General features: G+C 73.4%; 19 protein-coding genes and 1 pseudogene. 13 read left to right on the forward strand and 7 right to left on the reverse strand.

Features of this window, described 5'->3' with window-relative positions:
- Positions 1-103: 103 nt before the first annotated feature.
- Complete coding sequence (locus ACFVXG_RS33495) at positions 104-646, reverse strand: carboxymuconolactone decarboxylase family protein (protein ID WP_387932982.1); 543 nt, start codon at positions 644-646, stop codon at positions 104-106.
- Between the two features lie 160 nt (positions 647-806).
- On the opposite strand from ACFVXG_RS33495, the gene ACFVXG_RS33500 reads away from it, so the two are divergent.
- Complete coding sequence (locus ACFVXG_RS33500; RefSeq protein WP_387932984.1) at positions 807-1,463, forward strand: MarR family winged helix-turn-helix transcriptional regulator; 657 nt, start codon at positions 807-809, stop codon at positions 1,461-1,463.
- A gap of 157 nt (positions 1,464-1,620) precedes the next feature.
- On the opposite strand, the pseudogene ACFVXG_RS33505 reads toward ACFVXG_RS33500, so the two are convergent.
- Positions 1,621-1,710, reverse strand: a pseudogene (locus ACFVXG_RS33505) (WhiB family transcriptional regulator); the annotation flags it as partial.
- Between the two features lie 197 nt (positions 1,711-1,907).
- On the reverse strand, positions 1,908-2,750 hold the full coding sequence (locus ACFVXG_RS33510) for an SDR family NAD(P)-dependent oxidoreductase (protein ID WP_387932986.1): 843 nt from the start codon (positions 2,748-2,750) through the stop codon (positions 1,908-1,910).
- Between the two features lie 297 nt (positions 2,751-3,047).
- Here ACFVXG_RS33510 and ACFVXG_RS33515 point away from each other — a divergent pair, with 297 nt between their 5' ends.
- A complete protein-coding gene (locus tag ACFVXG_RS33515; RefSeq protein WP_387932988.1) occupies positions 3,048-4,574 on the forward strand; it encodes an SMI1/KNR4 family protein in 1,527 nt (508 codons plus the stop codon).
- A 165-nt stretch (positions 4,575-4,739) separates the two neighbouring features.
- Here ACFVXG_RS33515 and ACFVXG_RS33520 read toward each other — a convergent pair whose 3' ends face one another.
- A complete protein-coding gene (locus ACFVXG_RS33520; protein ID WP_387932990.1) occupies positions 4,740-5,357 on the reverse strand; it encodes a hypothetical protein in 618 nt (205 codons plus the stop codon).
- A gap of 344 nt (positions 5,358-5,701) precedes the next feature.
- Here ACFVXG_RS33520 and ACFVXG_RS33525 point away from each other — a divergent pair, with 344 nt between their 5' ends.
- Complete coding sequence (locus ACFVXG_RS33525; protein WP_387932992.1) at positions 5,702-6,973, forward strand: trypsin-like serine protease; 1,272 nt, start codon at positions 5,702-5,704, stop codon at positions 6,971-6,973.
- 139 nt (positions 6,974-7,112) lie between these two features.
- Here the strand turns inward: ACFVXG_RS33525 and ACFVXG_RS33530 are convergent, their stop codons facing one another.
- Complete coding sequence (locus ACFVXG_RS33530) at positions 7,113-7,769, reverse strand: hypothetical protein (RefSeq protein ID WP_387932994.1); 657 nt, start codon at positions 7,767-7,769, stop codon at positions 7,113-7,115.
- A 324-nt stretch (positions 7,770-8,093) separates the two neighbouring features.
- On the opposite strand from ACFVXG_RS33530, the gene ACFVXG_RS33535 reads away from it, so the two are divergent.
- From ACFVXG_RS33535 to ACFVXG_RS33565, 7 genes are all read left to right on the forward strand, one after another.
- Positions 8,094-8,705, forward strand: coding sequence for an LmbU family transcriptional regulator (locus ACFVXG_RS33535; RefSeq protein WP_387932996.1), 612 nt, complete (start codon positions 8,094-8,096; stop codon positions 8,703-8,705).
- Between the two features lie 345 nt (positions 8,706-9,050).
- Positions 9,051-9,866, forward strand: coding sequence for a phytanoyl-CoA dioxygenase family protein (locus ACFVXG_RS33540; protein ID WP_387932998.1), 816 nt, complete (start codon positions 9,051-9,053; stop codon positions 9,864-9,866).
- 59 nt (positions 9,867-9,925) lie between these two features.
- Entirely contained in the window at positions 9,926-11,857 is a 1,932-nt protein-coding gene (locus tag ACFVXG_RS33545) for an NAD-dependent epimerase/dehydratase family protein (RefSeq protein ID WP_387933000.1), read from the forward strand.
- A 137-nt stretch (positions 11,858-11,994) separates the two neighbouring features.
- On the forward strand, positions 11,995-13,842 hold the full coding sequence (asnB, locus tag ACFVXG_RS33550) for an asparagine synthase (glutamine-hydrolyzing) (RefSeq protein WP_387933002.1): 1,848 nt from the start codon (positions 11,995-11,997) through the stop codon (positions 13,840-13,842).
- Positions 13,843-13,977: 135 nt separating this feature from the next.
- Positions 13,978-15,201, forward strand: coding sequence for an MFS transporter (locus ACFVXG_RS33555; protein WP_387933004.1), 1,224 nt, complete (start codon positions 13,978-13,980; stop codon positions 15,199-15,201).
- A 63-nt stretch (positions 15,202-15,264) separates the two neighbouring features.
- Positions 15,265-16,578 carry a UDP-glucose dehydrogenase family protein gene (locus tag ACFVXG_RS33560; protein WP_387933006.1) on the forward strand — a complete coding sequence of 438 codons (1,314 nt, stop codon included), beginning with the start codon at positions 15,265-15,267 and terminating at the stop codon, positions 16,576-16,578.
- 44 nt (positions 16,579-16,622) lie between these two features.
- Entirely contained in the window at positions 16,623-17,543 is a 921-nt protein-coding gene (locus ACFVXG_RS33565) for an alpha/beta hydrolase (protein WP_387933008.1), read from the forward strand.
- Positions 17,544-17,603: 60 nt separating this feature from the next.
- Here ACFVXG_RS33565 and ACFVXG_RS33570 read toward each other — a convergent pair whose 3' ends face one another.
- Together ACFVXG_RS33570 and ACFVXG_RS33575 are read right to left on the reverse strand one after the other, a co-directional pair.
- Positions 17,604-18,251 carry a hypothetical protein gene (locus tag ACFVXG_RS33570; protein WP_387933010.1) on the reverse strand — a complete coding sequence of 216 codons (648 nt, stop codon included), beginning with the start codon at positions 18,249-18,251 and terminating at the stop codon, positions 17,604-17,606.
- Between the two features lie 768 nt (positions 18,252-19,019).
- Positions 19,020-19,157, reverse strand: a complete 138-nt coding sequence (locus ACFVXG_RS33575) for a hypothetical protein (protein WP_350508952.1) — start codon at positions 19,155-19,157, stop codon at positions 19,020-19,022.
- Between the two features lie 481 nt (positions 19,158-19,638).
- On the opposite strand from ACFVXG_RS33575, the gene ACFVXG_RS33580 reads away from it, so the two are divergent.
- The 3 genes from ACFVXG_RS33580 (at position 19,639) to ACFVXG_RS33590 (ending at position 22,330) form a co-directional block, all read left to right on the forward strand.
- The gene (locus ACFVXG_RS33580; protein ID WP_387933013.1) at positions 19,639-21,459 is read left to right on the forward strand and encodes an asparagine synthase-related protein; all 1,821 of its coding nucleotides are present in this window, start codon (positions 19,639-19,641) and stop codon (positions 21,457-21,459) included.
- Between the two features lie 139 nt (positions 21,460-21,598).
- Positions 21,599-22,033, forward strand: coding sequence for a lasso peptide biosynthesis B2 protein (locus tag ACFVXG_RS33585; protein ID WP_387933015.1), 435 nt, complete (start codon positions 21,599-21,601; stop codon positions 22,031-22,033).
- A gap of 36 nt (positions 22,034-22,069) precedes the next feature.
- Positions 22,070-22,330, forward strand: coding sequence for a lasso peptide biosynthesis PqqD family chaperone (locus ACFVXG_RS33590; protein WP_387933017.1), 261 nt, complete (start codon positions 22,070-22,072; stop codon positions 22,328-22,330).
- Positions 22,331-22,414: the final 84 nt, after the last annotated feature.

Genomic DNA, 22,414 nt, shown 5'->3' on the forward strand with positions numbered 1-22,414 from the left:
GGGCCCCCCCCCCTGGGGGGGGGGGCCGGGGGGGGGGGGGGGGTGGTGCCCGGGCGGGGGCCCCCCTGCGGGGGCGCCCCCCGGGCAGGAGGGGTGGGGCGGGTCAGACGGTCGGCAGGGTCTTCGCCGGGAAGTCGACCTCGGTGTGGCCGACCGAGTTGAAGTAGTTGGTGAAGACGTTCAGCGCCACCGCGCCGATGATCTCGCCGACCTCACCGTCCGAGTAGCCGGCCTCGCGTACCTCGGCCAGTTCGGCGTCGGAGACGAAGCCCTTGGTGCGGATCACCGAGCGGGCGAAGCGCAGGGCGGCGGCGGTCTTCGGGTCGGCGGCCTCGGCACGTCCACCGGCGGCCAGGTCGGCCTCGCTGACACCGGCCCGGGCGCCGAGTACGTGGTGGGCGGCGTAGCAGTACTCGCAGGAGTTCTCGGCGGCGGCGACCAGGGCGATCTGCTCGCGCAGGGCGCCGGTCAGGCCGCCCTTGGCGAGGGCGCCGCTGAACGAGAGGTAGGCGTCCAGCACGGCGGGCGAACTGGCCATCGCCCGCATCATGTTGGGCGTCACGCCGAGGGCGCGGTCGACCTTGTCGAGCAGCGCCTTGGCGGCGGGGGTGGCGGTGTCGGGGTTGACGACGGCGAGACGAGGCATGGCGAAGGCTCCCCAGTACGGGTTGGTGTTGGCACTGCCAACTGCTTGTTGGCAGTGCCAAATATAGTTGGCGCTGCCTACAATGCAAGAGGCGATGCCGAAAAGGCCGAGCGGGCGACCGGGGCTGACCGGAGGGTGAAGGGTGGAGGAGGTGGAGAGCGTGGCCGGACTTCCGGGACTGTCACCGAGTGAACAGTTGCTGACCGGGCTCACCAGGCTGGGCCAGGCGCTGCGGCTGAGCAGCTGGCACAACGCCGGGCCCGCGAAGCTGACACCGCTTCAGGCCGACATCCTGGTCTTCCTCGCGGGGGACCGCCGCCCGCGTCGCCAGGGCGAGATCGTCACCGCGCTCGCCTCCACCGCGCCCACCGTCAGCGACGCCGTCCGGGCCCTGGTCACGAAGGACCTGGTGGAACGCCGCCGCGACCCGGCCGACTCCCGCGCGGCATCCCTCCTGCTCACCGAGGCCGGCGAGGCCGAGGCCGCCCGGCTCGCGGTCGTCCCCGAACCCCTCGCGCTCGCCCTGGCGGCCCTGGACGACAACGATGTCGCCGCCATGCTGCGCGGCACCACCGCGATGATCCGGGTCCTCCAGGAACAGCGCGCGATCCCGGTCTCCCGCACCTGCGTCACCTGCCGCTTCTACCGCCCGCTCGCCCACCCCGAGACCCCCGAACGCCCCCACCACTGCGCCTTCGTGGACGCGGCCTTCGGCGACGGTGAACTGCGCGTGGAGTGCCCGGACCACGAGCCGGCGGCGTCGCGGACGGATCGCTCGCAGACGGATCGCCGGCCGCCCACGGGCAGTGAGCCGTAGTCCGACGCTGCCGACACGCTTCGCGATGCTCGCCACGGTGGGTGGGCGGCGACCGGCCGGGGCTGCTGTGGCGTCCTACCCGCCGGCCGTGAGCATGGCCCGCTCGACGTCGAGGCCGGATCGACGGACCTGTGACTCGGCCTGGGTGAGCCCCGCCCCATACGCCGTAGGCCTCGCGGGTCTGCAGGGTGTTGCGGCGGCACTCGATCCGCACGGGGCAGTCGGCGCAGACGGCCTTCGCCGCCTCCTCGCGGGCCGGGCGGCGGGGCGCCGTTCGCCCAGCGCAGGTGGGCGTATGAGGGGGCGGGGTTCAATTGTGACGGTCGGCCCCCGGATCAGCCGAGGATCGTAACTCGAAGTCTGCGTCGAACAGTGTGACCAGGCGGTCGACTTGAGCAATCGACCGTCGAGATCACCTGCAGAAGCGGACGCGCTCCCTCAAGGTCAGGGGGAGAGAAGGTCGCGCATGCGGGTCCGTTCGGCTCGGGCAGCCACGGCGGGGCGTCCGGCCGTGATGCCACCGTCGACTGCGAGATCCTGCCCGGTGACCAGGCGGCTGGCGTCGCCGGCGAGCCACAGTACTGCCGCGGCGATGTCGTCGGTTCGGACGGTGCCGGGGAGCGGCTGGCTGGAGTCCAGCAGTGGCTTGAACGCCTCGGCCACTGACGTGGCCGTGGCGTCAGCAGCCGACGCGTCGGCTCCGGCGCCCTTGGCGAAGATGCCCGTCGGCACGAAACCGGGGGAGACGCTGTTCACGCGGACCTCGTGCTCACCCAGGTCCACTGCCGCGCAGCGGGTGAGGTGGAGTGCCGCGGCCTTTGCGGTCGAATAGTCCAGGCCGGACCAGCCGGCGATCTTTCCCGCCAGGCTTGCCACGTTGATGATGCTTCCCGAGCGCTGGGCCACCATCTGCCGTCCGGCGTGCTTGATGCCGTGCATGACGCCCGCGACATGGACCGCCAGCGTCCGGGTGAACACGGTCGAGTCGAAGTCGGTCACCGACGCCATGTTCCCCGGCCCGCCTGCGTTGTTGACCATGATGTCGAGCCGGCCGTAGCGTTCGACGGCGTGGCCGACCAGTGCCTCGACGTCTGCCTCGACCGACACGTCGCAGCGCACGAAGGTCGCTGACTCGCCCAGTGCCGCGGCCCGCTCGTGTCCTTCGCGTTCGCGGCGGCCGGCGAGGACGACGTGGGCGCCCTCGGCGGCGAACACTTCCGCAATTCGGGCTCCGATGCCGCTTGTTGCCCCGGTGACGACGGCGACCTTGCGGTGCAGGCTCTTCATAACGCAACTCCAGTGTCGGGTCCGAGGGTCCGAGGTACATGCAATGGGACCGGGTACGGCAATAGTTGATCATTATCATTGGCCATCAGGAATCCCTGAACAAGTCACGCCGTCCAGCGAACGGGATCGCGCAGGCGTTTATCACCTGCGGCTTGCCATTGGGCTGGCTGGTCGGTCAGATGACGCGCCGTTTCCAGAGCGGCATGGGCGTTGCTCCAGGTGCAGGCGAGTGGGTGTCGGTGCGACCCGGCAGAATCGCCCCGTTCCCCAGGCTCCCGCGAGATGTGAGATATCCAGATGGCCGCTTCGCCGTTCTGCCCGCCGTGCCCGGTGCCGTTGCTGCTGTCCGATGTGTCCGACGTGTCCGACGCGTCCGGCCGGCCGGAGGAGGTGCTGGCCCGGGTGCTGGCGGTGGCGGCCGAGGGCGGCGGGCGGTCGGAGCTGGTCGGCGAGGTGCTGGTGCACCTGTTGAGCCACGACTTTCACACCCGGCCCGCCGTTGCGAGGGCCATCGTGACGTACGCGCCGGAGCAGGTGCCGGTGGCGGTGGAGCGGATGAGCCTCTACCACCGCAACCGGTACCGCGACCCGCAGGTGCAGGCCAGTGCGCACCGGGTGGCCGACCCGCAGGCCTGGGAGCCGATCAACCGGCTGGTCACGCTGGCGTACCTGGACCGAGCGTGGCTCGACGAGGCGCAGGCCGAGTACACGACGGCCGAGGTGACGGCGCTGCTCTTCGCACACAACGAATTCGCGGGCCTCGGCGAGGAACAGGGGCGGCTGGCGCTGGCGCGGATGGCGGAGCAGGCCGACCGGAACGACCGGCTGGCGGGCAGCATGGCGAGGAACATGGTGCTGTTGCCGCCGGAGCTCCATGAACAGGTACGCGCGGTGCTCGACCGTCTGCTCGGGGGCGGCCTCGCACTCGGTGTGCTGTCGAGCACGCCGAGTTCACTGGACCGGGCCTACCAGCCGCACATGGTGCACGTCGCCCTCGCGTCGCTGCGGATGGACCCAGGACGGTTCCTGACGGCCGGCCACCAGGATGCGGTCGCCGCCGTGCTGGCGGCCGGTCCCCGGTTCCAAGGTGAACTGCTGCGCACACTATGGGATTTGGTGCGCGACGAGCAGCTGCGGTTGGTGTTCCGTCGGCGGGCGGCGCAGCGGCTCGGTGATGTCGGCGCGGCCGAGGCGGCGGCCGCTCAGGAGTGGCTGGCGCGGTCGCTGCGCGAAGCGGCCTCCGCCGAGGCGGTGGCGTCGACCGAGGCGCGCCTGCGTGCGGAGGTCACCGAGGTGTGGGCCCGGATCGAGGCGTACCTCGCCGAACACGCCCCGGGGGTACTGGAGGTGCTGGGCGGACCGGCGAGCGCGGAGGAGATCGCCTCCGCCGAGCAGCGGTTCGGCATGCGGCTCCCCGCCGACTTCGCAGCCTCCTGCGCGAGGCACCGCAGCATCCACCTCGGCGGCGTACTCGGCTTCGACGTCGAGCACGAGGACTTCGCGGCTCTGGACGTCGCTTCCGGCATCCCGGCGGACGAGCCGTACCACGACGAGGACGGCGAGGTCCGCTGGAGCGACGACTGGCGGGCCGGCTGGCTGACCCTGTCCTACGAACCGGACGGATCGATCACCGCCCTCGACCTCGATCCCGGGCCGGACGGCGTCCGCGGCCAGGTGATACACGCCGATCAGGGGATCCCCCAGAGCGCATACGTGAAGTCGGCGAACTGGCTGGCCCTGCTGCGCACTTTCGCCGGGCGCTTGGAGGCCGGGCAGTACCCGTACCTGGCGGACCGGCGGGCGCTGACGGACAAGGATTCCTAGGGCCACGGCCGTTCAGGAGGTGACAGCTGTCTGTTCCGCGGGGAGGGCGGCGGTTCGGATGATCCTCACCGCGACCGTACCGCCGGCTGTGGATGCTCGACGCGACCGCCTTCCCGGCCGGCCGCCTCCTCGCTTCGTCCGTGGAGGCGGGACCGGTGCCGACGGTCAGCCGCCGGCCGCAGCCGTGCCGGTGGCGGAGACGGACGCGTCGATGTCCATGCCGAGGTTGACCAGGCGCCAGTCGCCGTTGACCTGGCCGAGGGTGAAGGTGAGGGCGAGCTGCACTTGGCCCGAGCCCTGCTTGGTGCTGAGGATCGCCTGTCGCAGGGTGTGGCCGTCAACGGTCACGTCCGCGTCGGTGACCACGCTCTGGCCGCTGGCCTTCGGGGCCTGGTGGGTGACGTGGAAGTCCGGGGTGCGGACGGCCTGGACGAAGTTCTGGTGCAGGGAGTTCACCACCCGTGCGAAGGCCGTCTTCGGGTCCTGCTGCGGGGAGGCGCCACCCGTGGTGGGGGGCAGCTGGGTGAGTGCCCACGCCTGGTCGACGTCGCCTCGGTAGACGTCGGCAAGCCAGGCCTCCAGCACCCGGGCCGGCCCGTCCGCGGCCGTCGTCGCACCCGCCGTCGGGGTGGCGGAGCCCGGGGCCTGCGTCGGTGCACCAGCTGGGGCGGCCGGGGTGCTCGTGGACGCCCCGGCCGCAGCCCCGGAGCCGCCCGCCGAGCAGCCCGCGAGGGCGAGTGCGAGGAACGGAACGGCTATCGCTCTGCGCAGGAACAGGTTCACGGTGGTCTCGACCTTCGTCTGGTGGGAATCGGGAAACGGCAGGTGCGCGCTCAGGTTAGGACCTGCACCTTCCGCGCCCGGCCGCACCCCACCCAGCTGATGCGGCCGCCCGGAAAGAAGAGGGAAACCCTTCCTGACCGCAGGGCAAGTGCGGGCGCGCCGTTCGCACGCAGCGGTGCTGCTGCCGGGTTCGGACCGGACCGTCTGGACGGTGGGTGAGAGCGTGCGGGGCGCGGTGGTGCGCCCCCGGCGGGGGGTTCGCGCCTGCGCGGCGTCGACCCGCTCCGGGCCGGGTCCCTACGCTGTGACCTGATCGGGATCACAGCCCGGTGGAGGGAGGCGCCGTGCGGCGCTCGCGTATCGCCCTGGTGATGTCCGTCGCCATCATTGCGGCGACGGGGTTGCTCGTCGGAGGCCTGGCCGTGGAGGCCGTGTCCGATGAGAAGCCGGTTGCCAGCCAGCGAATGGACCTGCCGATCGACCCGGCCGCGCAGCAGAAGCTCCACCGTATGACGGACCCGGTGCAGGACTGGGTGGAGTCCGGTGCCCCTGAGGCGGAGGGCTACGCGGGGACCTACATCGACGCCCCGAACCTGCGGGCCGACATGTGGTGGAAGGGCGAGGTGCCGGCCCGTGCCCGGGAGCTGATCGATGTGAACTCCACGCCAGGGCTGAGGGTGCGCCTGCTCCCGGCGCCGTACTCGCGCGCGGACATCCGGCACTCGATCGACGTGTTCACGAAAAAGGCGCCGGAGGGCACCTGGAACTCCGTCGGCCCCAAGGAGGACGGCACCGCCATCTCCGTCACCTACGACCGGACCGGGGCTGCCCGCGCTGTACGCGGCACCCCCACCCCCGGCGCCTACGAGCGCTGGGCCGAGGAGATCGCCGGGATCCCCGTCACCGCGACCCTCAGCGGCGCGATCGTGAACACCTCCGGCCGCAGGTCCGCGGACCACTCCCCGTACTACGCGGGCGCCGAACTCCGCTCCCCGAAGCCCTCGTTCTGTTCCACCGCATTCAGCGGGTTCCGCGACCACGCCCGCGTCGTCCTCACCGCCGCCCACTGCGGCAACGGCAAGTACTACACCGGCAACGGCGACTACCTCGGCACCCTCGACTACGCGGGATCGGGGATCGACATCGCCATGATCGGAACCGGAGCCGGCCAGGGCGACGCCCACCTCTACGACGGCGGATGGTCCGATGGATCGGGATCGTCGCGCCGCTTCTACGGGCCCGGCCGCAACAACGCCGGGGACATCGTCCTCACCAGCGGCGCGATGAGCGGATGGCACGACAACCTGCGCATCACCGATGTCGACAAGGAGACCAGCAACGAGGACGGCGAGCACGTCAAGCCGGTCGACTTCGCCGCACCGGCCGGAGGCGAACGGCGCGTGGCCGTCGCCAAGGGCGACAGCGGCGGCCCTGTCGTGGCCAACCCCCAGGGATCCGACAACGCGATGGAGGCCCGGGGCGTCATCATCGGCGGGGCCGACACCATGACATGTCCCGCCGGATCCACGGCCTGGGACAGCACGACGTGCTTCTCCCATGTCGTCTACGTCCCCATGGGACAGATCGTCAGCCAGATGAACTTCTCCATGTCCTGACGCTCATGCGCCCTCGGACGCGGAGCGGGCGCACTCACACACCCCCCCCCGAGGACCCGCGCCGATACTGAACGACGTGACAGAGATGGCTTGTTGCCGGTCAGGGAGCCTTGGACCCACACGCGCAGGATCGGACCAGTCACCCGTCCGCGGCTGCGGGGCCCTCGGTGAGGTCGAGGGCGAAGGCGACCATCTCCTGGTAGCGCGGGTGCGGCGTGTCGGCGGGGGAGTACCAGTCGCCGGGGCCGGTTCGTTCCTCCCAGGCCAGTTGGGCGGCGGCGAGCGCGTCCACCAGGTCGGCGGCCAGCCGCCCGGCCTCGAAGAGGTCCTGGTCGGTGGACTGTGAGCTGGCGCCGACGATCTGGCCGCGGATCGCCGCCGAGTGCCCGTAACGGAACCCGCCGCTGCCGCACAGGTGGGGGTCGGTCAGCACCGCTTCGCCGTAGTTGCGCCCGAGCCGGCGGTGGCCCGCCGCCTTGGCCGCCGCCTTGGGCAGGAAGCGCCCGGCGTCCTCACCGACGGTGATCACCGCCATCACCGACTGCGCCTCGGGCACCCAGGGCCCGGCCGTCGGGTCCAGCAGGACGAAGCCCATGCTCGCCCGGGGGTACGGGTCGCGCGGCGCGGCGTCGGTGGCGGCGGTGTGGTTGCGCCAGATGCTGTCGGCGCGTCGCAGTCCGAGGCCGAGCAGCAGTCCGGCGAACTCCGCGTCGTCGAAGAGGTGGTCGTACGGGTTGTGCCGGTGCTGGGCGCGCACGGTCAGGCCGTGCTCCGAGACGCTCTCCCGGGTGGTCACGTCGGCTCCTTCGGTGGCTCGCGGGTGGGCCCCGCCCTTCGACTGCGGTGCGGTGGGGTGCGGTGCGATTGTGGCCACGGTGACCGGTGGGCCGCCAGGTCCGTCGTGCGGGGCGTCCGCGGAGTGAGGGGCGTGAGGGGCGTGTCCGGAGTGGTCCGCGGTCGTGACGCGGTCATGTCCCGCCGGCGGGACGGCGCCGCCGGCCGAGGGTGCTCGATGGCTGGTCTAGACCTTGAAGCAGCGCGGCCCTGTTCCTCAGAATGATCGACTGTTGCTGAACGGAACGGGGAGGACGGCGTGCGAGAGGTGGATCGGCAGGACCGTGTGAGGATTCTGGGAAGGCGTGCCGGGAGGGGTTTCGAACTCGCCCGGGACCAAACCTCGCTCGCCCTCCCGGCGCGAATCCCGATCGACGTGTGGATGCGCATCGGGCAGGAGCTCGGGGCCGCGGCGGATTCCGCCACCTGGTGGCTCGGCGACTGGCTGGTCTACGGCCAGGACCGGTATCCGGAGCGCTACCGGAAGGCGATCGACGAAACCGCGCTGGACTACCAGACGCTGCGGAACTACGCCTGGATCGCCCGGAAGTTCCCGCCCGGACGCCGCCGCCCGGCCCTGAGCATGCAGCACCACGCCGAGGTCGCCTCGCTGGACCCCGAAGCTCAGAACGACTGGCTGGACCGGGCCCAGCGGGGCGGCTGGTCGCGCAACGAGCTCCGCCGCCGGATCCGCGCCGCCACGGCGCCCGGCGCGGGCACCCGGCCGTTCTCCGTCGAACTCCGGCTCGCCGTCACCCAGGCCCGCCACGGCCTCTGGGAGGATGCCGCGGACCGGGCCAACTGCGACCTCTCCGACTGGGTGCTGGGCGTCCTGGACGCCGCCGCCCGCCGCGAAACGGAGGACCGCGACCGGATGCGGATCGCCGAGGCGGGCTGACCCCGCCCCGGTTCGGGGACGACGGACGTTGACCGCGGTGAATTCCCGGCGATGAGATGACCGCGGCCGGAGGACCGGGGTCGGCGGACCGGGGTCGGAGGACCCGGGCCGGAAAACCCCGGGCCGGAAGGCCGGGTCCGGGAAACGGGCCCGGGAAAACGGCCCGGCCCGGCCGGGGAGGTCGGCGCGAATACCGGCGAACGGCCGGACGCCACCGCATCGTCGGCGCCGCCCCCTCACCGAACAGGCCGGCGGAATCGACCCGCCGTGCTCCCGCCATGTCCGCACGGCCCGGCCGCGGCGCATTCCGGCGGCCCCGGACCGTACACGGGAAAGGAACCAGCCATGACCGTCAGCGCACACCTCGAACTGGCCGCCGCATTCCGGGAGGACGGATTCGTCCCTGCCGGAACGCTGCTGTCCGCCGACGAGGTCGAGGCCTACCGGGAGATCTACGACCGCTTCCTCGCCGGTGGGATCGAGAGCGGCGACAAGCGCTCCGACCTCGGCTCGCACGCCCCGCGGGCCGCCGGTGCGGACGCCGCCGTCGAGAACATCACCCAGATCATGTGGCCCTCCGCGCTCCACCCCGAGATCCTCGAACTCCCGCTCCACGCACGAGGACTGGCCCTCGCCCGGGAGCTGATCGGCGACGACGCCGAGCTCGACTTCGACATGCTGATCCACAAGGCGCCGCACACCGCCGTGCCGACCCCCTGGCACCAGGACGCCGCCTACTGGATCGACCTGCCGGACACCCGGGCCGTCTCGATCTGGGTCGCCCTCGACGACGCCGGCCCCGACAACGGCTGCATGTGGTACGTGAAGGGCTCGCACACCCGGCCGCTGCGCCCGCACCGCCCCACCAGCGACGGCAAGAACATCCAGTGCGACTGCTCGGAGGACGAACCGGGCGCCACCGCCGTACCGGTGACGGCCGGTCAGGGAGTCGCCCACTCCGGCAGCACCCTGCACTACTCCCGGGGCAACTCCAGTGACCGGGTGCGGCGGGCGTACATCCTCAACTACCGCCCCGCGGCGATGATCCGGCTGGAACGCGAGCAGGGCTCCGACCACGGCCTGAACGACAACGAGCGCAAGGTCCGCAACGCCGGCGCCGACCGGTCAGACGGCCGGTCGGGCGACCGGTCCGACGACTGACCCGCCGCCCCGATCCCCGCCGCCCCGATCCTCAACTCCCCCCACAGCGAGGTAGACCGATGGACACCAGCAACGAACCGGCCGCCGTCCGGCTGAGCGGCGCCGTGATGAGCCACCCCAAGCGCGCGGAGGAGGCCCGGCGGCTCGCCGACGCCGACCCCCTGGGCCGCGTCCGGGTGGTGATGGACCCGGAACCGCACGGCCGCCCGACCGCCCTGCGGGTGGCGCCGCTCTCCTGGTCCTGCGTGGCGCCCGACGCCACCCACCACCTGGTGCTGCAGGACGACGTGGTGCTCGCCGACGGCTTCTACGAGCACGCCGAACGCGCCGCCGCGGCGGCCCCCGGCGAGGCGATCGCCCTCTACGCCGGCTGGGAGGCCCGCAACGGCGCCGTCGCCCGGCTCGCCGCCCTCACCGGCGCGCCCTGGGCGTACACCCTCCAGGAGCACGTGCCCTGCCAGGCGCTGCTGCTGCCGGCCGACGCGGCCCGCGGCTACGCGGCCTACCAGGAGGAGCACGGCGGCGGCTGGCCCTATGACGTGGTGGTGCAGCGCTACCTGAACGCCATCGGCATGCCGGTGCGGTTCTGCACTCCCAGCACGGTCCAGCACGACGACCTGCCCAGCCTGGCCGGCAACACCTACCACGGCTTCCGTCAGGCGACCCTGTTCACCGGCGAGGCGGGCCCGGCCGACACCGACGGGCCCTGCCCGCGCTTCCCGGTGGTGCCCTTCTACCAGTACGGCGAGGCCCGCTGCGCCGTCCTGCGCGGCACCGGATGGGAGTACCTGGAGACCGAGCGGCAGCTCGCCCGCACCGGCCTGCTGGACGCCTGCCTGGCCGCGCTTCGGGCCGCCGGACCGGACGCCGCCGCCGGACTCCCGGACGGCGCGGGCCGGGCCGTCTGGCTGACCGCCTTCGCCCTCGGCACCGTCACCGCCGCCGAGCCCGAGCCGGACCCCGGGGTCGCCGCCGCCGTCCTGGAGACCCTCGGATCGGGCGGCCTGTGCGAGGAGTTCACTGCCGCCGAGCTGCTCGCGATGGCCCCCGCCGTCCGCGACCTGGCGCTTACCGCGCTCGCCGCCGGACGCCGGGCCGGCGCCGACCCGGCCGCCCGCACGCCCCGCCCGGCGCCGCTCGCCCGGGTGGCCGTCACCGGGGGAGACCCGGACTTCGCCCGGCAGTTGGCCGGGCTGCTCGCGGACGCGGGGCACGACGTGGGCGACGGCGTGGGTGGCGACGCGGGTGGCGACGTGGGCCGCTCGGGGCCCGAGGACCTCGACGGCGTCCGGTCCCTGGTGCACCTGGGCCGCCCCGAGGACGACGGCCTGCTGGCCGAGGTGCTCGCCGCGGCCGGCAAGGCCGGGGTGGAGCGCCTGGTCTACGCCGGCTCCTCGGCCGTCTACCGGGGCAGCCGCGAACGGACCGTCACCGAGCGGTCCGTGACCGACGCCCCCACCGACCCGGTGGCGTTGGCCTGGTGGCGCGAGGAACAGGCCGTCCGCGCCTGGGGCGCCGAGCACGGCGTCCCGGTCCAGGTGCTGCGGCTCGCCGACCCGGTCGGCCCGTACGCCCCGCAGGACAGCCCGCTGGTGCGCTGGGTGAACCTGGCCTGGACCAGGCGCCCGCTCGCCCTCAACCCGCTGGGCCGCCACCAGGTGCTGGACCACCGCGACCTCGCCGACGCGCTGCGCGCCGTCCTGGCGGCCCCGCCCGCGCAACCGGTGCTCAACGTCGCCTCCGCGGCCTTCGACGAGCAGGAGCTGGCCGGCCTCCTGGCCGACGTCTCCCGCCGCACGCCCTGGGAGTGGGTCCAGGACCCGACGGTCGACCGCTGGACCATGGCGACCGGGCTGATCGAGACCGAACTCCACTGGCGCGCCTCGGCGGTGCTCCGCGAGAGCATGCGCGCGCTCGCCCAGTGGTGGGCCTGCGACATCCACGGCGACTACACCGCCCCCGGCCAGGCCGCGCCCGGCCTGCGTCCCTGAGGTCCCGGGCGGCCGGCGCCCGTCCCGCGCCGGCCGCCCGCGCATCTGCCCACCCCTACACGGCACCCGTACCGCGCCCGCACCACCCGTCCCGTGACCCCACATCACCCGTCAGCGCCCATCCCCTGGAGCACCTCATGTCCGCCATAGCCGGCCGGGTCGACTTCTCCCGCGACTTCTCCCGCGACCCCGCGGACGGACCGGACGACGTCCGGGCCATGACCACCGCGCTGGCCCGGCGCGGACCGGACGGCGAGGGACTGTGGAGCTCCGCGCACGCCGCCCTCGGCCACCGCCGCACCGCCCGCGACCCGCACCCCCAGCCGCTCACCGCCCCCGGCGACACCGGCCCCCGGGCCGTCCTCTCGTTCGCCGGACACCTGACCAACCCCCGCGAACTGCGCGACCGGCTGGTCGCCGCCGGGCACCGCGCCGTCACCGGCGGGGACGCCGAGGCCGTCCTGCACGCCTACCTCGCCTGGGGCGAGGACTTCGTCACCAGGATCGAGGGCAGCTACGCCCTCGCCCTCTGGGACCACCGGCGCGAGGAACTGCTGCTGGTCCGCGACCGGATGGGCGTCAAGCCGCTCTTCTACGCGACCACCCCCGACGGTGTGCTGTTCGGCTCCGAGCCCAAGGCCGTCCTCGCCCACCCCGCCTTCCGGCCGGTCCTCGACGCCGACGGCCTGCGGGACATCCTCTCCGTCGCCCGGGTGCCCGGCCGCGCCGTGTTCCGGGGCCTGCACGAGGTCCTGCCCGGCGCGGTGCTGCGGGTCGGCCGTTCCGGCGCGACCGAGCGGCGCTACTGGCAGCTGGCGGTCGCCGGGCACGCCGACGACCTGGACACCACCGTCGACACCGTCCGCGCCCTCCTGGAGGCCGCCGTCGCCCCGCACCTGGACGGCGACGAGCTGCCCGTCTCGCTGCTCTCCGGCGGCCTCGACTCCAGCTCCCTCACCGCCCTGGCCGCCGTCCGGGCCCGCCACCAGGGCCGCGGCCCGATCCGCTCGCTCGCCGTCGACGACCAGGAGCCGGGCCCCGACGGCGCCGCGGCCCGGGGCAACGAGGACCACCTCTACGCCCGCCTGATGGCCGATCACGTCGGCACCGAGCACGGCGAGGTCTCGCTCGCCGGGCTGGACCTGCTCGACCCCGCGCTGCGGGCCTCGGTCCTCGCCGCGTACGACATCCCGATCAACAAGGGCGACCAGTACGCCTCGCTGCGGCTGCTGTTCGGCGAGGCGCGCGGCCACGCCGCCGTCGCGCTGTCCGGCGAGTGCGGCGACGACGTCTTCGGCGGCTACAACTGGAACCGGCTGCCCCGCTGGATCGCCGAACCCACCTTCCCGTGGGTCGCCGAGGGCCGTCCGCGCTTCCTCGGCACCGACGTCCTGTTCGACGCCGGACTGCTCGGCAAGCTCGACCTGGCCGGCCACGAGCAGGACTGCCACCGCGCCGCCGTCGCCGAGATCGCCGTCGCCGACGCGGTCGACGACCCGATCGAGGCCCGCTACCGCGAGGTCACCTACCTGGCGCACACCCGCCACACCCGGGTGCTGTTCGACCGCCTGGACCGCCTCGGCACCGACGCCGGGCTCGACATCCGGGTGCCCTTCGCCGACCCCCGGCTGGTCGAGTACACCTTCAACGTGCCCTGGGCGATGAAGGCCTTCGACGGCCGGGAGAAGAGCCTGCTGCGCGCGGCCATGAAGGACCTGTTGCCCGAGGCGGTGGCGATGCGGGTCAAGACGCCGTACCCCAACCTGCGGGACGCCGGCTACGACCGGGTGCTGCGTGAGCGGCTGGCCCGGGTCGCCCTCGACCCGGACAGCCCGGTCGCCCCGCTGCTCGCCCCCGGGCTCCGTGCCGCGGTGGCCCGCGACGGCGCGGACGCCCTGGTCGCGGGCGTCGGCCGGGCCGCGCTGGAGACCGCCCTGCAGACCGACGCCTGGCTGCGCGCCTACGGGGTCGAACTCGCCCTCTGAGTCCGGCGGGTCGGGTGGTCGCCGCTTCCCCGGCCTCGACCGCCTCTCCGGCCCCGACCGTCGCACCGCAATGCCGACGCCGAGCACCCCGCCCATCCCCGCGCCCGCCCCTCGCGGACGTCCCGAAGGAGCCCCATGGCCGCGACCCTCGCCGCGCCGCCCGCCCCGCCCGCCCGCCTGTGGACCCGCAACTTCGGGCTCTACTTCACCGCCCGCACCGTGGCGGTGCTGGGCGACACCATGATCCCGGTCGCCACGGCCGTGGCGATGCTCGCCCTCGGCTTCGGGGTGGGCGCCGTCGGCGTCGCCCTGGGCGCCTGGATGGGGGCGTTCGCCCTGTTCGTGGTGTTCGGCGGGGTGTTCGCCGACCGCTTCCACCCCCGGCCGCAGATGATCGCCGCGGACGCGCTGCGCTGCGCCGTCCAGGCCGGCCTCGCCGTCTGCCTCTGGCTCGGCCACCCGCCGCTGTGGCTGCTGGTCGCCGGATCGGTGCTCGGCGGGCTCGCCACCGCGATGTTCCAGCCGGGCCTGACCAGCCTGGTGCCCCAGGTCGCCGCCGACCCGCAACAGGCCAACGGCGTGCTGCGGGTCAGTCAGGGCATGGCCACGATGGCCGGGCCGGCGGTCGCCGGCACCCTGGTCGCCTCGGTCTCCCCGGCCTCGGTCTTCGCGGCCACCGCTGCCACCTTCGTGCTCAGCGGGCTCTGCCTGGCCGCCCTGCGGCTGCCGCACTTCGAGCCCGACCGCACCGCCTCCACCCTGCAGAACCTGCGCGAGGGCTGGACGGAGTTCCGCTCCCGCTCCTGGCTGTGGTCGGTGATCCTGATCTGGTGGGTCCTCGGCATCTCGGTCTGGGGCCCGATCACCCCGATCGGCGCGGTCTCCATCATCGGCGCGCACGGCAAGGCCGCCTTCGGCTGGGCGGAGAGCTCCTTCGGCGTCGGCTGCGTGCTCGGCGGCCTGGTCGCGATCCGGCTGCGTCCGGCCCGTCCGCTGTTCGGCGGCGCGGTGGCGATGCTGCTCTTCCCGCTGATGCCGCTGTCCGCGGCCCTGGTGCCGCCGGTGCCGCTGCTGCTGCTCGGCTACCTGATCAGCGGCATCGGCTGGGCGTTCTGGGGCGTCCAGTGGGCGACGTCCGTCCAGACCCAGATCCCGGAGGACAAGCTCAACCGGGTCGCCGCCTACGAGATCGCCGGATCCATCCTGGCCGTCCCGCTCGGCCAGGCCGTCGCCGGGCCCGTCAGCGACCTGGTCGGCGTGCACCGGCTGCTGCTCCTCGGCGCCCTGGTCAGCCTCGGCTGCGTCCTCGCGCTGCTCGCCGTACGGCCCGTCCGGCGGCTGCCCAGGATCGGCGGCTGAACCGCCCGGCACCCCGCACGTCCGGCCACACTCCACTACCCCCTTCACGACAGGAGACCGCGCATGCGCCACCGCCTGACGGTGATCGGCAGCGGCTACCTCGGCATCACCCACGCCGCCTGCATGGCCGAACTCGGTCACCAGGTCCTCGGACTGGACATCGACGAGGACCGGGTGCGCCGCCTCAACCAGGGTGAACTGCCCATCCACGAGCAGGGGTTGGAGGAGCTGCTGCGCCGCAACCTGGCGGCCGGCCGGCTCCGCTTCGGCACCGACCCGCGGGAGGCCGCCGCCTTCGGCGACCTCCACTTCCTCTGCCTCGGCACCCCCCAGCGCAAGGACTCCGGCGCCGCCGACCTCTCCCAACTCGACGCCGCCGTGGACGCCCTGGCCCCACACCTCGACCGGCCCTGCCTGCTCGTCGGCAAGTCCACCGTCCCGGTCGGCACCGCCGAACGGCTGGCCGCCCGGCTCACCGCGCTGGCACCTGCCGGGGAGGGCGCCGAACTCGCCTGGAACCCCGAGTTCCTGCGCGAGGGCCACGCCGTCCAGGACACTCTCGCACCCGACCGGATCGTCCTCGGCGTGCGCCCCGGCCGCGCCGAGGCCCTGCTCCGCGACCTCTACGGACCACTGGGCGACATCCCGACCGTGGTCACCGACTACGCCACCGCCGAACTGGTCAAGGTCGCCGCGAACGCCTTCCTGGCCACCAAGATCTCCTACATCAACGCGATCGCCGAGGTCTGCGAGGCCGCCGGCGCCGACGTCGTCCGGCTCGCCGAGGCGCTCGGCCACGACGACCGGATCGGCCGCCGCTTCCTCTCCGCCGGACTCGGCTTCGGCGGCGGCTGCCTGCCCAAGGACATCCGCGCCTTCGTCGCCCGCGCCGAGGAACTCGGCACCGGCGAATCGCTGGAGTTCCTGCGCCAGGTGGACGCGATCAACCTGCGCCGCCGCACCCGCGCCGTCGACCACGCCCGCGACCTGGCCGGCGGCTCCTTCACCAACCGCCGCATCGCGGTCCTGGGCGCCGCCTTCAAACCCGACTCGGACGACATCCGCGACTCACCCGCCCTCGACGTCGCCACCGCCATCGCCCGCGAGGGCGCCCACGTCTCCGTCTACGACCCGGCCGCCCTCGACAACGCCCGCAAGGCCCGCCCCGACCTCGACTACGCCACCTCCACCATCGACGCCGCCCGCGGCGCCCACGTCCTCCTCCTGCTCACCGAATGGCCCGAGTTCACCACCCTCGACCCCACCGCCCTCGCCCCCCACCTCGCCACCCCCGCCGTCCTCGACGCCCGCAACGTCCTCGACCCCCGCACCTGGCGCACCGCCGGCTGGACCTACCGCTCCCTCGGCCGCCGCTGACCCTGGGTCAGACGGGTCCGGGGCAGGCGTGCAAGCATGATCGGATGACTGCGAGTTCCCACGAGCTACACGAGCTGGACGAGCTGCACGAGCTGCACCGGGTGACGACGCCGGTGCTGGAGATCGGCTACCACCGGACCGGTGAGGGCCGCCGGGGGACCGACGCTCCGGTGGTCCTGCTGCACGGCTTCCCGTACGACGTGCGGGCCTTCGACGAGGTGGCGCGGCTGCTCGCCGAGGCCGGCCGGGAGGTGCTGGTGCCGTACCTGCGGGGCTTCGGGCCGACCCGGTTCCTGGACGGGGGCACGCCGCGCAGCGGCCAACAGGCCGCGCTCGGGCAGGACCTGACGGAGTTCATGGACGCGCTGGGGATCGAGCGGGCCGTGGTCGCGGGCTACGACTGGGGCGGGCGCGCGGCCTGCGTGGTGGCGGCCACCAGCCCGGAGCGGGTCCGGGGCCTGGTGACGGCGGGTGGCTACACCGTCCAGGACATCGCGGGTGCGACGGAGCCCGCCGCGCCGGAGGCGGAGCACAACTTTTGGTACCAGTACTACTTCCACTCGGAGCGCGGCCGGCTGGGGCTGGAGCGCAACCGGGAGGAGCTGTGCCGGCTGCTCTGGCGCCTCTGGTCGCCGACCTGGCCGGGGGCGGAGGAGGCGTTCGCCGCGTCGGCGGCCAGCCTGCACAACCCGGACTTCGTCGAGGTGGCGGTCCACTCCTACCGGCACCGCTACGGGCTGGTGGAGGGGGACCCGCGCTACGCGGACCTGGAGGAGCGGCTGGCCGCCCGGCCGCCGATCGGGGTGCCGACGGTGGTGCTGGTCGGCGGGGACAACGGGGTGATCGCGCCCGCCGACCAGCAGGGCACCGGGCGGTTCACCGGGCCGTGCGAGGTGCGGACCCTCCCGGGGTGGGGCACAACGTCCCGCAGGAGGCGCCGGAGGCCTTCGCCCGGGCGGTGCTGAGCCTGGGGTGAGGCGTGGGGGCCGGGTCCCGCCCGGCCCCCACGCTCCGCGCGGCGGTCGTCAGCCGTGCGTCACGCACTTGTTGGCGCTGTTGGACCACAGGCCCTGGAGGTCGAAGGTGCCGGTGCTCAGCTTGACGTAGGCGTCGAGGTTCTGGCACTCGTCGCCGATCTCACCGCCGCCGCCGTTCCAGCCGATGCTGGGCCAGAAGTCGGTGACGGTCTCCGCGTACTCGTGGGTCTCGGTGGACTCGATGCCGGAGAGCAGCCGGCCGTCCGTGAAGGTGGTGCAGGCGCCCGCCCCGGTGTCCGGGATGTACGGCAGGTTGGTGTAGGCCAGGGTGCCGTAGGAACTGCTGGTCTTGTCGTGCCAGGCGCAGAAGCCGGAGTTGGGGAAGCCGTCCGGGTGGGTGCCGGTGGCGGACACGACCACGTACTGGGCGTTGAGGTTGGGCGCCTGGGTGGTGTTGCCGAAGTGGGCGGCGGCCTTGCCGGCCTCGGCGGCGATCTGGGCGGCGGTGGCGTTGGTGGGCGCGGCGGCGGCCTTGTCGAACCAGACGCCGGCCAGCGGGCTGGAGGCCGGGTGCTGGACGTGGACGCCCTTGGTGCCGCAGTTGGTCGTGCCCTTGGCGACTCCCTCGCAGTACTGGCTGAGGATGGTGCCCCAGGTGTCCTGGCTGCCGTAGAGGCCCTTGAACATGTTCTGCATGTCGGGGGCCACCCCCGGCCGGGTCGGAGGACCACTGCGAGCCCCAGAACACCAGGTACACCTTCGGGGTGGGGGACACCACGCCCTGACTGGCGTTGGTGCCGACCGACAGGGTGTTGCCACTGGCCGTGGCCGCCCGCTGGGTGGTGCCGGGGTGGAGCGGCTTGGCGCCGAAGTGGGCGGCCGCCGGGGCGGGTTGCGCCTGGGCGCCGGTGGCCAGGCCGGTGGTGCCGAGGGCGGCCAGGGCCAGCGCCGTGAGGGTGTGGGCGGCGGCCTTGAGCGGTGTGCGCATGCGTCTGCTCCCGAGTGTGAGGGGGTGGGAGGTTTGTCCGTGCGTGCTGAGCCCGGACACCACACCAACTCGGCCGTCCGTCCGTCCAGATGGTGGACGCGGGGCTGGGAAGCCTTTGCCGTGCTCATACCAAGTCCTTGTCGCGGGCGCGCAGTTGCGGGTGTGCGCGGGGGTGCGGGCGCGGGGGCAGGCGAGGGCCGGGGTTCGCGCCGCTCGGTGGGCGGTAGTTGGGGGACGGGCGCTGCGGCCGTGGAGTGACCGTAGGTCGGTACACGTCGAAGTTTCCGGGCTGCATTCCGGGCGGAACTTCGGGATTTCCCCCGGCCATCATCGGGAGTTCCGGTATATCAACGTACGAGCCGCCGTCCCCGGTTCAATCCTTCGTGTGTTGGCACGCGAATCCCCCCGGACGAGGAACAGCCCGCCGGCGAGGCCGGCGGGCTGTGGTGATCGAGCCAGGTTCAGCTGAGCCGAGGTCAGCGCGGCTTCTTGAACCCGAAGGTCGTCGCGTCCTTCTTGGTGTAGATGGTGCCGTCCGTGTCCTTGCTGAAGTCGCCGACCTTGGCGGCCGTGGGCGGGGTGTAGCGCTTGGGCAGCTGGATGTTCTTGGCCATGGTGATCTCCTCTGCATCGGGGCCGAAGCCCGTGGATGGCGTGACTCCATTGGGACCGGTGGCCACCAGGAGTGTCCAGTCGCCTCATCAGATCAAGCCATTGACAGGCGGATTCACGTTTCTGCAGGTCGATCGCTGGCGGAACGTTTTTCAGTCCGGTTGGCTCGAACGGTAGTTGGGATACGGAAGTGAATCTTGGTGACAGGAGTGTCCATGACAAGTGATGTTCTAACGGATTTCGAATGTGATTGACAGACAATCTTTCTGATCCTTTTGACGGGCGAATGGCGTGATCCATAGGGGAAGTGGACCTTGCCCGGTTGTGTCGCCCTCCCCCGGTGGTGCACGGTTCCGGCAGAAGAGCGCCGAACGGCCGAACGCCCTGATGGGGACGGTCGCGCGGCGCCGGCACCGGCGCGCACGCAGAGCCGCCGACACACCGGCGGCACGGACGCCGCCGGGAAACACTGGGGGTGGGCACGTGCAGTCGCTCAACGACCACCTGGTGGTCCTTCCGGACTCCCCGGACGGGGCCCGGGTGCACCGTCAACTCGGCGACACCGCACCGCAGTCGGTCGCCCACGCCTCCGGACGGCCCTGGCTGGTCGGCGCGTGGTCGCCGGAGGACCTGGTGGTGTCCGAAGCCGGCCCGGTCCGGGTGGCCGTGTACGGGCTGAGCCCGGTCGGGCAGGCGCGCCTCGACTCCCTCACCAGGACGGTGCGCGAGCTGTCCGACCTGGACGCGCTCGCCCGCAGCCTCCCCGGCAACACCCACCTGATCGCCTCGGTCCACGGGCGGGTGCGCTTCCAGGGCACCGTCACCGGCGCCAGGGCGGTGTACACCGCCGAGCTGGACGGCGTGCCGGTCGCCGCCGACCGGGCCGACGTGCTGGCCGGGCTGATCGGCGCGGAACCGGACGAGGACCTGATCGCCGCGAGCGTCACGTACGGGATGCTGTTCGCCCCGCTCGGCGAGCGCAGCTGGTGGCACGGCGTGCGACAGGTCGCCCCGGACTCCTGGCTGCTGCTGCCCGGCGCCGGCCCCGCCCGGGCCGTGCGCTGGTGGCAGCCCCCGGAGCCGGACCTCCCGCTGTCCCGGGGGGCCGCCGGGGTGCGCGAGCGCCTGCGCGAGGCGGTCGCCCTGCGCCGGCCGGCCGGCCGGCTGTCGGCCGACCTCTCCGGCGGCATGGACTCCACCTCGCTGTGCTTCCTCGCCGCCGAGAACCGCCCCGACCTGCTGACCTTCTGTTGGACCGGCGGCAGCGCCATCAACGACGACCCGGTGTACGCCGCCCAGGCCGCCCGCCTGCTGCCGGACGCCCAGCACCTGACCGTGCCGGACACCGACGCCCCGCCGGTGTTCTCCCCGCCGTACTGGGCGGTCGACACCGAGGCGCCGCGCGCCGCGACCCGGGGCATGAACGCGGTCCGCTTCGGGATCCGGCACCTCGTCGACCACGGCGCCACCCGGCACCTGGCCGGACACGGGGCCGACGAGCTGTTCACCGGCGGCGCCGCCTACCTGCGCACCCTCTTCCTCCACCGGCCGGTGACCGCCTGGCGCCACCTGGGCGCCCACCGGGCCCTGAACAGCTGGCCGTTGCTGCCCAGCCTCGCCGGACTGCTGCGCGGCGGGGACCTCGGCACCTGGTGGCGGCAGTGCGCCGACGACCTCGTCCGCACCGCCTCGCCGTCCCGGGCCCCGGCCCTCGGCTGGGGGGAGCGGCTCCCGGCCACGCCCTGGGCCACCGGGGACGCGGTGCGGACCACCCAGTCCGTCTTCCGCCAGGTCGTCCCACTCGCCCGGGACCGGGGACAGCACGAGGCCCTCACCGCCCTGCGCAGCGCGGGCCCGGTGCTCCGGCTGGTCAGCCGGGAGTACACCGCCTCCGGGCTCCCGCTCGAACTGCCGTACCTGGACGACCGGGTGGTCGAGGCCGTCCTGGCCGTCCGGCCGCACGAGCGGTACAGCCCCTGGCAGTACAAGCCCGTGCTGGCCACCGCGATGCGCGGGCTGGTGCCCGGGGTGATCCTCGACCGGACCACCAAGGGCGACTGCGAGGAGCCGGTCGACCGCGCCCTCCAGGAGCACGTCCCCGACCTGCTCGACCTGTTCGAGGACTCCGAGCTGGCACGCCGGGGCCTGATCGACCCGGACCGGCTGCGCACCACCCTGATCACGCCGCCGCGTACCGAGGACGTCTGGTCCGCGCAGCTGGAGGCGACGATCGGCGCCGAACTGTGGCTGCGGGAGGTCGCCGCCCGCCGCACCGCGACGCCGACCCCGGCGGCCAGGCAGTGAGCGGCCGGGCGCTGCGCGGTCGGGCCCCGAGCAGCCAGGCACTGAGCAGTCAGGCACTGATGAGCAACCAGGCCCCGAGCAGCCAGGCACTGAGCGGCGCCGGTCACCCGCGCCGCGCACCCCACCCCGAGGAGACGCCGTGACCAGCCCGCCCTACGCACTCCAGGCCCGCACCCGGCTGCCCCTGCACCGGCGCCTGCTGCCGCTGACCGCCGTGGCCGTCGCCCGGCCGCTGTCCACCCTGAGGCCCGACCGCCTGCAAGCCGTCCTCGGCCTGCTGAGCACCGGCGCCCGCCCGGGCACCGCCGCCCAGGCTTCCGCCGCCCGGGCCGCCGTCGTCTCGGTCAGCCTGCGCTGCGCCGTCCACAACTGCCTCCAGCGGTCCATCGCCACCGCCCTGCTGTGCCGGTTCAAGGGCGCCTGGCCCACCTGGCAGGCCGGGGTGCGGACCACGCCCTTCGCCGCCCACGCCTGGGTCGAGGCGGAGGGCCGGGTCATCGACGAGCCCTACCCCGACGGCTACTTCCGGCCGCTGGTCACCGTCGCCCCCAAGCAACCGGCGCGCACGGCCTGACGGCCGGCCGCGCCCCGACCTCCCGAGGAGGACCCCATGACACTCCGTCTGACCGACCACACGGTGTCGACCGACACCGACGACGGCACCGTGCTGCTGAGCCGACGCACCGGGCACTACTGGCAGCTCAACCAGACCGGTGCCTACGCCCTCCAGTGCCTGCTGGACGGCGGCACCCTGGACCAGGTGGCCGAGGAGTTCGCCGAGCACTTCGACATCGCGCCGACCCAGGCGCACCAGGACCTGACGGCGATGACCGAGCGGCTCCGCACCTCCGGGCTCGTCGAGACCGGCTGACCGGGCCGACCGGGCCGACCGGGCCGACCGAAGGGGCGATGCTCCAGGACGCGCAAGGACGCGACAGGAAGCGAGGCGTACGCA

It is taken from the genome of Kitasatospora sp. NPDC058162, assembly GCF_042884005.1.
Classification (GTDB): Bacteria; Actinomycetota; Actinomycetes; order Streptomycetales; family Streptomycetaceae; genus Kitasatospora.

Bases quoted from the DNA above. Each gene is read 5' to 3' on its own strand.
- ACFVXG_RS33495 (WP_387932982.1), bottom strand. From the start codon at position 646: ATGCCTCGTCTCGCCGTCGTCAACCCCGACACCGCCACCCCCGCCGCC.
- ACFVXG_RS33510 (WP_387932986.1), bottom strand. From the start codon at position 2,750: ATGAAGAGCCTGCACCGCAAGGTCGCCGTCGTCACCGGGGCAACAAGC.
- ACFVXG_RS33515 (WP_387932988.1), top strand. From the start codon at position 3,048: ATGGCCGCTTCGCCGTTCTGCCCGCCGTGCCCGGTGCCGTTGCTGCTG.
- ACFVXG_RS33540 (WP_387932998.1), top strand. From the start codon at position 9,051: ATGACCGTCAGCGCACACCTCGAACTGGCCGCCGCATTCCGGGAGGAC.
- ACFVXG_RS33545 (WP_387933000.1), top strand. From the start codon at position 9,926: ATGGACACCAGCAACGAACCGGCCGCCGTCCGGCTGAGCGGCGCCGTG.
- asnB (WP_387933002.1), top strand. From the start codon at position 11,995: ATGTCCGCCATAGCCGGCCGGGTCGACTTCTCCCGCGACTTCTCCCGC.
- ACFVXG_RS33555 (WP_387933004.1), top strand. From the start codon at position 13,978: ATGGCCGCGACCCTCGCCGCGCCGCCCGCCCCGCCCGCCCGCCTGTGG.
- ACFVXG_RS33560 (WP_387933006.1), top strand. From the start codon at position 15,265: ATGCGCCACCGCCTGACGGTGATCGGCAGCGGCTACCTCGGCATCACC.
- ACFVXG_RS33565 (WP_387933008.1), top strand. From the start codon at position 16,623: ATGACTGCGAGTTCCCACGAGCTACACGAGCTGGACGAGCTGCACGAG.
- ACFVXG_RS33570 (WP_387933010.1), bottom strand. From the start codon at position 18,251: ATGCAGAACATGTTCAAGGGCCTCTACGGCAGCCAGGACACCTGGGGC.
- ACFVXG_RS33575 (WP_350508952.1), bottom strand. From the start codon at position 19,157: ATGGCCAAGAACATCCAGCTGCCCAAGCGCTACACCCCGCCCACGGCC.
- ACFVXG_RS33590 (WP_387933017.1), top strand. From the start codon at position 22,070: ATGACACTCCGTCTGACCGACCACACGGTGTCGACCGACACCGACGAC.